Origin of the sequence: Lactobacillus ultunensis DSM 16047, from assembly GCF_001436305.1 — a bacterium.
GTDB lineage: Bacteria > Bacillota > Bacilli > Lactobacillales > Lactobacillaceae > Lactobacillus > Lactobacillus ultunensis.
The window spans coordinates 1-12,016 of record NZ_AZFO01000047.1; the positions used below are offsets into that span (position 1 = coordinate 1).

Consider the following 12,016-nt stretch of genomic DNA (forward strand, 5'->3'; position numbering starts at 1 on the left):
CCACTTTAGTGGGATTGTATCAATTTATCCGGCGTTTTTTGATTGCAATAAGTTAATTCTAAAAAAGTTAAAATTTGCGTAAAAGAGACAATATGTCACTTTTCAAAGAGGGATTTTCAAGATAATATATTAAATATCAAAGCTATTAAGTAATGAGAATTGTATATAATTTGGAGGCTATTATTATGACATCTAAGAAAAACTTTAAAAAGAAGATGAGTAATAAAAATCATAAAGACTATAAAGAATTAAGCCCCAAGGCTAAAAAAGCTGCAATGGGAACAGCTTCTGTATTATTAGGAGCAGGTTTAATAGGGAATGCTAAACCGGTTAAAAAAATAGTTAATGGAAAAAATGAAGAAGAAATAAGTTTTGTAGTTAAGGCTGATACTATTGAAGATACAGTTGAAAATAATGAAATTGTAGGTCAAGATAGTCAAATACAAAATGGTGAAACATCTGAGAATGTAACAGGTGAACCAAACGAACAATTAGGTGCTGAAAGTACAGTTGACCAAGTAATTACTGAAAATTCATCTGGTCAATCAGAGACTACGATTGATGCTTCAAATAATATCCCAGCTGAAACTCAAAAAAATCAGGTTTCAGTAGGAGCTAGCAATATTAAAGATGGTGAATCTAATGCTTCAGAAACAATTTCAACTGTTGATAAAGATATAAATGATAATAAAGATATTCACAATGAATCTCCAACCACAGAAAATAATAAACAGCCAGTAGAAAATAATGAGCAAGTAAATGAAAGAGAAACTGGAATAGAAACTAATTCTACAACAACTACAGATAGTCAATAGAAGACCCCAGTTATTGATCTGAGTGATATTGATGTTGAAAAAATTAAAAATAAGGATCCGGAAGAACTTAAAAAACTTGCTGAACTTAAGACATATCTTGAAACGATCGCTGCCAAACATCCATTAGGTATTGCAGGCATTTTCCATATTTTTGGTCTAGGAATTGATAGTACTTCGCATATGGCTGGAAATGTCGCCATCGGAAATCTAAATGCGGGAGATTTCGGAACTAACAAGGAAGCCCTTACTAATTTAACAATTGGTGATATTCACTATATTGATAGTATCGTTAATTTGAATCAAATTAATGGTGAAAATCACAAATTAATTATTTTCGGACCTGATATTAAATATAGAGCTAAAGAAAATGAACCTCATCGTATAGAAGTATTGGTTGACGGTGAATGGAAAACTTTTAATGTACCGTACGGTCATGTTCTTCAAACTGATCAACGACTTGATATTAATGCCAAGCTTGAAGAATTAGGTAAAAAGGCCGATAAATGGGCTGAGCATGAGCAAACTGCTGGTGTTGAAGTTAAAGACAATATTATTGATCTTTCACAAGTAGACCTCTCTCAAAATGAACCTATTTATGTAACAGTCAATGCTGACTATATCACGGGAAATAATAAACATGAATTTAGGATCAAAGGTATTCCTGCAGGTGCTTTAGAACCAATTATCATTTTGAATGTTATTAGCAAAAATACTGGATTAACACTTAATACTCACATGGTATTAGAGTATAGAGATGGTAGTACTATAACTAATTCAGGTGAAAAGCATGAGAAATATAATAAGTTATTGTGGAACTTTGGTACAAAAATTGAAGAAATTATTTTTGACAATGATTACTTTTTCGGTAGTGTGTTAGCTCCGAATGCACATCTTATTGTTAAACAAAATGTAGATGGCAATATTATTGGTAAGAAGTTGACGTTAACAGGTGAAACTCATCGTTGGGATTTAATTCCACCGTTAGAAGAAGTAGAAAAGCCAGATCAACCGACTTCTCCAAGTCAACCTACAACTCCAACACAACCAACATCGCCAACTCAACCTACGACACCATCTACACCAAATTCAGAAGAATTTACTCCTCCATTACCAGAAGAAGAACCTGGTTCAGAGTATCCATCTCAACCTGAAAAGGATGAAGAGGAATTTGTTGCTCCGCATGCAGAAAAAGAAGATTCCACAACTCCAGAAGTTGCTCCAGTTAAAGCTGCTACAGTTTCTGATGAAAAACAAACTCCAGAAACTGTTTCAACTGAAATGACTGAAGTAATTGAAAAAGGGCAAAGCGAAGAGACTTTGCCAGAAACTGGTGAGCATAATAAGAGCGAAGTAGCTGGTTTACTTGGTGCATTAGCCGCAGCACTTGGTATTACGAGCCTAGCCGGAACTTCTAAAAAACGTAAGAAAAAAGACGAATAGTCTCCTCAAAAGCAGTGTGAAAACACTGCTTTTTTTATGTGGTAAAATTAATCCTAAAAAAACAGAGGGATAGTGTATGACTTTTTATACGTTGAAATATATTCAGAATAATCAAAATGCTGATCGAACCATTTTGTATATCTTAATGCTGGTTGCTGCCTTGGCGATGGTGATTTTTGCAATTCTCTATTTGCGTGACCGATTTGCAACGCGTTATCGTGATTTAGGAATTATTGCTTTGCTTTTTCTACTATTATTTGCTGGTACGCAATATGAAAAGTATGAACAAATCAATGCGCAAAAGTCTGAAGCAACGCAGATTATTCCTTTTATTAAGTCAGTTGCTAAGGATGAAAATGTAAGTACCGCTGATGTCCTCGTCAATTCCACGACGTTAACTGATGGCATGATTGTGCGGATTGATTCTAAAAATATTGATTATCAACTAAAACTTAATGAAGATCATAATACATATACGCTCATGCAGGCACATGTCATTGATCATAAAGTAGAGGTGAAAAACTAAAATGCAGTTAAATTACATGGATCTTTTTATTAAACTACTCCTAGGTATTTTAACTTTGATTATTCAAATTAATATATTTGGTAAAAGTAATTTGGCACCCACGACAGCGTTAGATCAGCTCCAGAATTATGTCCTTGGTGCTATTATTGGTGGGTTGATCTATAATCCAGCGATTACCATTTTGCAGTTTCTTTTAGCATTAATTCTTTGGACGTTAGTTGTATTCATTTTGAAATTCGGACGCGATCACAACAATTGGATTCGGACCTTGATTGATGGCAAGCCGATTCAAGTTATTAAAAATGGTAAGGTATTAGTTGGCAACTGCATGAAGGCTGGAATCTCTGCTAATGAATTGATGTTTAAATTGCGTAGTCAAGGGATTTATTCAGTTGAAAAAGTTAAGAATTGTATTTTTGAGCAAAATGGGCAATTAACTGTTATTGAAAATGATGAAGCTAATATTCGTTTCCCAATTATTAGTGATGGTCAGATTAATATTGATGTTCTTGAACTGATTCATAAAGATGAGACTTGGCTGAGACAAGAAGTAGAGCAGGCGGGTTATAATAATATTAGTGACGTCTTTTTAGGCGAATATATTGACGGAAAATTGCATTTTACCGGATATTCCAAATGAAGGAAAAGAGATCAAAATGACGGATTTAACTAAAGTAAAAGAATGGTTAGATAAGGCTGATGCTGTGATCGTTACTGCTGGTAACGGGATGGCTAAAGAAGAAGGCTTGGATATTTTGAGCGAAGAAGGCTTTGATGATCAATTCGGCAAGATTGCTGACAAGTATGATGTACATACTATTGGGGATGCCCTCGATAAGAAATTTGATACTTGGAGTGAGCAATGGAGCTTTTGGAGTGAATTGGTTAATGAATATTCATTAGAGTATGAGCCAAGTGAAACCATGTTAGCTTTGAAGAAATTGCTTAAGGATAAACAATATTTTATTGCTACCAGTACTTTTGGTCATTTCTTTGAAAATGCAGGCTTTAATGAAAACCGTATCTTTAATGCATTTGGCGACTGGACTAGAATGCAATGTTCTAGTGGTATTAATCATGGTCAAAAGGATGATCGTCCGGTGGTTAAAAAGTTTTTGCAAGCAATCAAAGATGGCAATGTTTCAGACGATCTGGTGCCAAAATGTGAGGACTGCGATTCACCAATGGAATTGCATATGCCGCTTAATGCTAACTTCTTTCCTGACACAGATGCTAATACGCGTTTTCGTTGGTTCTTAACAGGCAATGAAGATAAAAATGTAGTTGTCCTTGAATTAGGCGTGGATGAAACTAGTCCCCAATTGCTTGATCCAATGGTTAAATTGGTTGAACAGTTTGCTAACTGGCATTATGTAGCAGCTGATTTGGCAGATGAAGATATGCCAGATGATCTTAAAAAGAGGGCTGTTGGTTTTGCCACTGATTCACATAATATGTTGATGAGTTTAGCTAAATAGGTGAAAGATGAGTATTTACGTAAAAAATGGGATTTTACATGTCTCAGGTGCCCAAGATAAATTGCGCCAAAAGGGACAAGAAAAGCCAGATTTTTTGTCCAATTACACCATGCTGGATATTGAAACTACTGGCTTAAGTCCTTATCGTGATCGAATTACTGAACTGGGTGCGGTAAAAGTACGAAACAATCAGATTGTTGATCAATATACTAATCTAGTAAAATTCCCTAAAAACAATAAAGTGCCAGCTTTTATTACTAAATTGAATGGCATTACCGAAGAACAAATAGTTAATGAAGGAATTCCAGCAGAACAGGCGATTAAGGAGTTTCGTGAGTTTATTGGTGATGATCCAATCATCGGCTACAATGTTAACTTTGATTTGAATTTTTTATATGATTTAAGCCAAAAGTACAATCTGCCTGTATTGAATAATGATTATGTTGATGTATTACGATTGGCGCGAGCATATTATCCGCGTGAGCGACACAATCGTTTAATTGACTGCATGCAGAGAGCCGGTATAGCTCAAGTAGAGCAACACCATGGATTGGCAGATTCATTGGATACGATTAAAGTTTACAATGATTTTAACAAGCACTTTACTGAAGAGTTGCTTGAAGCGGCACGCAGTCGGATTAAGAATTTTGATCTGACTGGTGATGAACTTGATTATTATCAGCTTGGTTTTAGAAATCCAGTACAAAATAAAGATATTGTTTTATCAGGTCATATTCATATGGATCAAAATGAAGCTAATAAGATGATTGGCAATATGGGTGGTACGGTTGATGATGGCGTGCTTGCTACAACTAATTATTTGATTATGGGCGATCATGATTTCTTTAGAAAAGACAATGAAGATTTGAATACAGCGCGTGATCTGATAAAAAATGGTGCTAAAATCAAGCGATTATCGGAAAGTTTCTTCTTAGGGATGCTTGACGATTGGGCACGTAGTTAAAGAAGGTTGCTTTAAAGGCAACTTTTTCTTTTTGTTCTCTTGCAAACTAATGTTTGAATTAGTATTATTTTTTAGTACGAAGGAGAAAAAAGATGGCAAGAAGAAGACGTAGAAAACAAAGCACAGCTTTTTCATCACTAATTGTAATTATTGCGATTATTTGGGGAATCTTTACTAAGGTTGGCAGTGATCCTAATGGCAGTCAGTTTTTAAAAGATTTCACGGGAAATAATGATGAGCATGTTACTAATACAATCAAAAACGCATCTAAGAGCAACAAGGCTTATGGTGGTTTATCACAGACTGATTATAAAAAGCTGGCGGATCTGAACTTTAAGAGTGGTAGTCGAGCATATATTGAGGTCAACCATAATCGTTCGACTTTGGTTAAAAGTTCTTGGAAGGTAAATCGGGTCATCTATTCTAACCTTGATTCGCTTAATCGAACATCGCGTTCCAATACTGCCTTTTTGGAAAGACGCAATGTCGCTAATGACAGTTTGCGTGTACGCCAATTTGTAGAGCCAACAGCATGGCATTATAACCGAAGAAATGGTGTACAAATTTACAATCGAGGACACCTGATTGCTTATTCTGTTTCAGCTGGAATTGATCAAAATGGCACCTATAATCCTAATAATCAATCTGGTGATCAAAATAATCCTAAGAATTTATTTACTCAGTCTGCTTTTTCTAATCAAAAAATTCAAACGATTTTTGAAACAAAAGTGCGAAAAGCGTTACGGCAAAACAAACGCGTGATTTACCAGGCAACTGCCATTTTTAGAGGCAATGAATTAATGGCGCGTGGTGTCAATCTCCAAGCCGTTTCAACAGATGGCACGCTGGATTTCAATGTCTATCTTTACAACGTGCAACCAGGATATGAATTTAACTATAATAATGGTAGAGCAAAAGTTGATCGCCAAATGCAGGTCAATGAATAGTAGAATGTAACTATAGATTTTAATTTTAAGAAGGAAGTACAACTAATGAAAAAAGATAACTGTACCGCAATGCTTGTCGGTAAAGATGCTTCAATTGATGGTTCAACCATGATTGCACGTGACGAAGACGGTTACGGTGGCATTAACGAAAAGCTTTTTGTAGTTAACCAAGCTCGTCACTATGATGAGGACTATGTTTCCAAATATAACGGCTTTAAGATGCATCTTGAGGGCGATGGCTGCAAGTGGACTGCTGCGCCAACTGCTGATGATTCAGATGGACGCTGGGATGAACAAGGTATTAATGAATATAACGTCGCTATGTCAGCTACTGAAACTGAAGCTACTAATGCACGCTGTTTAGGTCATGATCCGCTTGTTGCTGATGGTATTAATGAAGATTCAATGGTGTATATTACCTTGCCATTTGTTAAGACTGCACGTGAAGGCGTTAAACGTTTAGGTCGTTTAATTGAAAAGTATGGTACTGGCGAAACTAACGGTATTGCTTTCTCAGATAGTAAGGAAGTTTGGTATCTTGAGACAGGGGCTGGTCACCAATGGGTTGCCGCTCGTATTCCTGATGATTCTTATGCAATTTGTCCAAATATTATGGTGATTCAAAATGTTGATTTTGATGATCCAGATAACTTTATGTATTCTGAAGGCATTCAAGAATTTGTAGAAAAGAATCACTTAAATAATAGTGCAGATGGCAGCTTCTCATTTAGAGACATTTTTGGTACTAAAGATGAAGCCGATGCATTCTACAACACACCAAGAACTTGGTATGGTCAAAAGTTGTTTAATCCTAGCGTTGAACAAGATCCAACTAGTCAAGAAATGCCATTTACTCGTGTACCAGAAAAGAAGATTGGCGTTGAAGATGTTCAAAGATTTCTAACTAGTCACTACAATGGCACTCCATATGATCCAATGGATACTTTCTCATCAGGGACAGAGAAGGAACAAAAGATGTTCCGTTCAATTGCATTGGATAGAAACCAAGAATCAAGCATTTTGCAAATTAGAAATGATGTGCCTGCTAAAATGGCTGCAATTCAATGGATCAACATGGGCTTTTACGCATATTCACCATATGTACCGTTCTACACCAATATTGAAGATACACCGCTTAATTACAAAGTAGCTGATCATATGGTTGATCCAGATAGCAGTGCTTACTGGCTTTACAAGACTTTACAAGTTATTGTTGAACCACGTTATCATGAATATGTTTATCAAGTGAATGCATATCGTGATGATTGTCAAAGTTACGGCATTGGTCGAATTGATCAAATTGATGAAAAAGCAAAAGAAATGAAAGGTACTGAATTAATTAAGTACCTGACTGCTGCTAATGATGAAACTGCTGGCGTAATTATTAAGAAGACTAAGGAATTAATGAGTAAGTTAGTAAGACAAGCTTTGAACAATTCTAAATATCAATTTGAACGTGGCGACAATTTATAATTTTTAATGAAAAGCGATCATGGGTAAAATTATGATCGCTTTTTTTGGTACGTACCACAATATTTAGTGAAACCGAACAAAAATAAAACTTATTAAATAATAATCTTGAAAATACGAACCAAAACCGAATGCTGAGTGAAATTTATTTCATTAATCCTGAGTAACCACGAATTTTTTATAGGAATCATTTGTGCTTTTTGTCTCTTTAGCTTAGAATTAATAGAGAAATTTATAAATTTAAATCAATATATAGTGGTGTGTGAGACTTATGAATGATGATAAATTCGTGGAAGTAAAGAACCTTAAAAAGGTTTATGACAATGGTCATGAAGCAATTAAAGACGTTAGCTTTTCAGTTAAGAAAGGCGACCTTGTTTGTTTGCTTGGCCCATCTGGTTGTGGTAAAACAACCATTTTAAATATGCTTGCAGGTTTGCTTAATCCTACAAGCGGCGATATTCTTTTTGACGGTAAATCTGTGGTAAACGTTGCGCCTAAGGATCGTCAGATTGGCTACGTTTTCCAGAATTATGCTTTGTATCCACACATGACGGTATTACAAAACGTTATGTTTCCATTGACTGTGGGCAAGCAAAAGATGCCTAAAGATAAGGCAAAGGCAATTGCTGAAAAGTATATGGAAACTACACAAATTATGGAACTTGCTGATCAAAAGCCAGGTAATTTGTCAGGTGGTCAACAACAGCGTGTAGCTATTGCACGTGCTTTGGTGCAAGAGCCTAAGATTTTGCTCATGGATGAACCTTTGAGTAACTTGGATGCTCGTCTTCGTTTGAAGATTCGTGAAGAAATCCGTACTTTAGTTAAAAAAGTGGGTATTACTACTTTATTTGTTACTCACGATCAAGAAGAGGCTTTATCAATTGGTGACAAGATTATCCTCTTTAATAATGGTGTCATTCAACAAGATGACTTAGGTCAAAACTTCTATCTTGAACCTAATAATTACTTTGTTGCTAATTTTGTTGGTAATCCTGTGATCGATAACTTTAAGGTAACTGTACACGGTGACAAGATTACTGGTTCAGATTTTGAAATCAACGTTAATGATTTAGATAAAAGTCGTTTCAAACGTGACTTAACTGATGGCGAATACACTTTATCTGTTCGTCCTGAAAATATTTTGCCTGCTGAAACCGGCCATGTTTCAGCTAAGGTTGACGACGTAGAATTAATTGGACGTGAACGAATCTTGAAGTTTACTCATGATGGCGTTCAAGCACGTTCATTAGTTAACCTTGAAACTCCAATTAAGGCTGGTGACGGCATTAATTTGAAGATGCGACTCGATCGAGTATTCCTATTTGATAAGGAAGGAGAGCGTGTCTACTAATGAAGAGCAATCAAAAGAAAGCGTGGCTCTTTTTAGCGCCAACGATTATTTTTGTTACTTTCTTTAGTATTTACCCAATTTTGCGGGCATTTGTGATGAGTTTCCAAAGCGGATCTTTGATTAATTTAAATTGGTCCGGCTTAAGCAACTATCAATATATTTTTAGTGATCCCGAATTTTGGCGTGCTATTAGAAACACTTTGCTGTATGCATTGATCTCAGTACCAGTTGCTTTGGCAATTTCGATCATGCTGGCTTGGTTTATTTTCAGTCGTGTAAAGCATAAGTCATTCTTTGAAACGACTTTCTTTATGCCTTACGTAACTTCAACAATTGCGATTGGTATCGTGTTCCGTTATATCTTTAATGGTGAATATGGGATGCTTAACTTTTTGCTCAGAGCTCTCCATTTGCCAGCTCCTAACTGGATTGACGATCCATCGATGTCTGTAACTACCATCATTATCTTTGGTGTATGGACTTCACTTGCCTTTAACATCGTAATCTTGATGGGTGCGTTGCGTAATATTGATCCTAACTACTACACAATTGCTGATATGTATGGTGCAACAGGTACCGAAAAATTCTGGCGAATTACAATGCCACAATTGGTACCAACTATTGCCTTTTTACTGACGATGAATATCATTGCAGCGTTCAAGATTTATACTTCTGTATATGCTTTGTTCAACGGGCAAGCAGGTGTCGGAAATTCTGCTACAACAGCTGTGTTCTACATTTATAATAAATTCCAAATTGTTGGTACGCCTGGTGTAGCGATGGCTGCAACTGTAGTTTTGTTTATCATCATTATGTTCGTAACGTTCTTGCAACGTAAAATGATGAAAAAGATTGGAGGACAGTAAAAGATGAAGAAGATTCGTTGGGGTACATTAGTGGCCTACATTGTTTTAGCGATTTTTGCGATTATTACTGTCTTTCCATTTATTTATATGATCTTAGGCGGCTTGATGAATTTTAGAGAAACGACTACTATTCCACCGACTTTGATTCCTAAACACCCAGAATGGGGAAACTATGCGAAGGTCTTCGCCCAAGCACCATTTGCACGTTACTTCTTGAACACCTTTATTACAGCGAGTGTAACGACAATTGTTAGTTTGTTTAACGCTTTGCTTGGTGCCTTTGCCATGGTTAACCTAAAGTTCAAAGGTAAGGGTGTTGTTCAAGTAGTTCTTTTGTCATTATTGATGGTGCCAGGTGAAGCGATCATCTTCACTAACTACAACACAATTGCCAAGATGGGCTTGCTTAACACTTATATTGGTTTGGTATTGCCATTCTTGACTTCAATTTTCTACATGTATTACTTGCAAAGCTACTTCGGTTCGATTTCACAGACTATTTATAAAGCTGCGATGATTGATGGTGCTAGCGATTGGGAATACATTTGGAGAATTTTGGTGCCAATGTCAAAAGGTGGCCTGTTTACTGTAGCTTTGTTAAGCTTTATTTCAGGTTGGAATTCATTCCTATGGCCATTATTGGTAACTAACGAAGACAGCATGAGATTGTTAAACAACGGTTTGACCTCATTTGCTTCGGATGCTGGTAGTGAAACGCAATTACAATTGGCTGCTGCAACATTAACTGTTTTGCCAATTTTGATTTTATACTTCATCTTTAGAAAACAAATTATTCGAGGAGTAGTGCGCAATGACCTTAAAGGATAAGACAACCGTTACTTTTTATAATGGCTTGACCACAATTGGTGGGCCAATGATTGAAGTTGCTTATAACAAGTCTCATGTTTTGTTTGATTTAGGCGAGGTTTATCGTCCTGAATTAAAACTGCCTGACGAAAGTTATAAGACTTTAATCAAAAATGAATTAATTGGTGATGTACCGAATTTTTATGATCCAAAGGTCACTGGTAAGCCAATTGATACTAAGCGTTGGGAACATTCTGCTGCGTATATTTCACACCTGCATTTGGATCACAGTAAGGCCTTGAATTTACTTGCTCCAGAGATTCCACTTTACGCAGGTCCGATTACTGCGCATTTGCTTCCTGCATTAAATGAAAAAGGTAATTTCTTATTACCGGCTGCTGGACATGATAAAAACTATACTCGTCCGATTATTGCAGCTGAATATAAGAAGCCAATTCAAGTGGGCGATATTTCCCTGGAAATATATCCAAGTGATCATGATGCTTATGGTGCAACTGGCTTGCTGGTTAAGACGCCTGATAAACAAATTGCTTATACTGGTGATATCCGTCTGCATGGTTATCACCCAGATTGGGTACGTGCCTTCATGAAGGCGGCTAAGGGTAGCGATATGTTAATCATTGAAGGTACTGGCGTATCCTGGCCAGAAGAAAAGCATGATGAAAACAGTGAAGAATTCACTGGCCCTAAGAATGAAACAGAACTGACTGAAGAAATTGTTCGTTTGCAAAAAGAAAATCCAGATCGCCAGATTACCTTTAATACTTATCCAACAAATGTAGAACGTCTATTAAGAATTATTGCTGATTCGCCAAGAAAGGTAGTTCTTAATGCTCAACGCGCACATTTGATTAAAGAGAGTCTGAATAAGGATTATCCTTATTATTATTTGCCAGCAGAGCAAAAGTATTCTGATCTTGATCCTGCGTTAGAAGTCAGCTATGCCGACCTTTTAACAGATAAGCATAAATATTTATGGCAAGCTGTTAGCGATTATGATAAGCTTCAAGAAGGAGGCATCTACATTCACTCCAATGCAGAGCCATTAGGTGATTTCGACCCTGCATATAAACCTTTTGTAGATCAATTTGCTAAAAAGAAGATTGAGTTCATTGCATTGCGCTGTTCAGGTCATGCCGATGAAAAAGAACTCAAGGAAATAATTGATGGGATTCAGCCAGCAATTTTAGTACCGGTGCACACATTGCATCCGGAGTTGGAAGAGAATCCATTTGGAAAACGGATTTTACCTAAACGTGGTCAAACAATCACGCTTTAGTAAATCAAAAAAATATTGTTGTTACGCGTGGTGCTAGTTAAATCGT

General features: G+C 36.3%; 12 protein-coding genes. All 12 read left to right on the forward strand.

The window, feature by feature from the left end; translation table 11 throughout:
• Nucleotides 1–185 precede the first annotated feature (185 nt).
• The 12 genes from FC57_RS09615 to FC57_RS09670 all read left to right on the forward strand — a co-directional run bounded on the left by FC57_RS09615 (nucleotide 186) and on the right by FC57_RS09670 (nucleotide 11,970).
• Nucleotides 186–815 (forward strand): hypothetical protein, encoded by a 630-nt coding sequence (locus FC57_RS09615; protein ID WP_040529597.1) that lies wholly within the window; start codon nucleotides 186–188, stop codon nucleotides 813–815.
• A 129-nt stretch (nucleotides 816–944) separates the two neighbouring features.
• Complete coding sequence (locus FC57_RS11360) at nucleotides 945–2,255, forward strand: collagen-binding domain-containing protein (protein WP_316244697.1); 1,311 nt, start codon at nucleotides 945–947, stop codon at nucleotides 2,253–2,255.
• Between the two features lie 76 nt (nucleotides 2,256–2,331).
• Nucleotides 2,332–2,781, forward strand: coding sequence for a DUF3290 domain-containing protein (locus FC57_RS09625; protein ID WP_007126173.1), 450 nt, complete (start codon nucleotides 2,332–2,334; stop codon nucleotides 2,779–2,781).
• 1 nt (nucleotide 2,782) lies between these two features.
• A complete protein-coding gene (locus tag FC57_RS09630; RefSeq protein ID WP_007126174.1) occupies nucleotides 2,783–3,421 on the forward strand; it encodes a DUF421 domain-containing protein in 639 nt (212 codons plus the stop codon).
• Between the two features lie 16 nt (nucleotides 3,422–3,437).
• Nucleotides 3,438–4,259: an SIR2 family NAD-dependent protein deacylase gene (locus tag FC57_RS09635; protein ID WP_007126175.1), complete on the forward strand. Its 822-nt coding sequence runs from the start codon at nucleotides 3,438–3,440 to the stop codon at nucleotides 4,257–4,259.
• Nucleotides 4,260–4,266: 7 nt separating this feature from the next.
• Nucleotides 4,267–5,223 carry an exonuclease domain-containing protein gene (locus FC57_RS09640; RefSeq protein ID WP_007126176.1) on the forward strand — a complete coding sequence of 319 codons (957 nt, stop codon included), beginning with the start codon at nucleotides 4,267–4,269 and terminating at the stop codon, nucleotides 5,221–5,223.
• Between the two features lie 92 nt (nucleotides 5,224–5,315).
• A complete protein-coding gene (locus FC57_RS09645) occupies nucleotides 5,316–6,170 on the forward strand; it encodes a DNA/RNA non-specific endonuclease (protein ID WP_007126178.1) in 855 nt (284 codons plus the stop codon).
• Nucleotides 6,171–6,215: 45 nt separating this feature from the next.
• A complete protein-coding gene (locus FC57_RS09650; RefSeq protein WP_007126179.1) occupies nucleotides 6,216–7,643 on the forward strand; it encodes a C69 family dipeptidase in 1,428 nt (475 codons plus the stop codon).
• A 268-nt stretch (nucleotides 7,644–7,911) separates the two neighbouring features.
• A complete protein-coding gene (locus tag FC57_RS09655) occupies nucleotides 7,912–8,997 on the forward strand; it encodes an ABC transporter ATP-binding protein (protein WP_007126180.1) in 1,086 nt (361 codons plus the stop codon).
• Nucleotides 8,997–9,863 carry a carbohydrate ABC transporter permease gene (locus FC57_RS09660; protein ID WP_007126181.1) on the forward strand — a complete coding sequence of 289 codons (867 nt, stop codon included), beginning with the start codon at nucleotides 8,997–8,999 and terminating at the stop codon, nucleotides 9,861–9,863. The genes FC57_RS09655 and FC57_RS09660 overlap by 1 nt, the downstream gene beginning before the upstream one ends.
• A gap of 3 nt (nucleotides 9,864–9,866) precedes the next feature.
• Nucleotides 9,867–10,691 (forward strand): carbohydrate ABC transporter permease, encoded by an 825-nt coding sequence (locus tag FC57_RS09665; protein WP_007126182.1) that lies wholly within the window; start codon nucleotides 9,867–9,869, stop codon nucleotides 10,689–10,691.
• Nucleotides 10,675–11,970 (forward strand): MBL fold metallo-hydrolase, encoded by a 1,296-nt coding sequence (locus FC57_RS09670; RefSeq protein WP_007126183.1) that lies wholly within the window; start codon nucleotides 10,675–10,677, stop codon nucleotides 11,968–11,970. Before FC57_RS09665 ends, FC57_RS09670 begins: the two co-directional genes overlap by 17 nt.
• Nucleotides 11,971–12,016 lie beyond the last annotated feature (46 nt).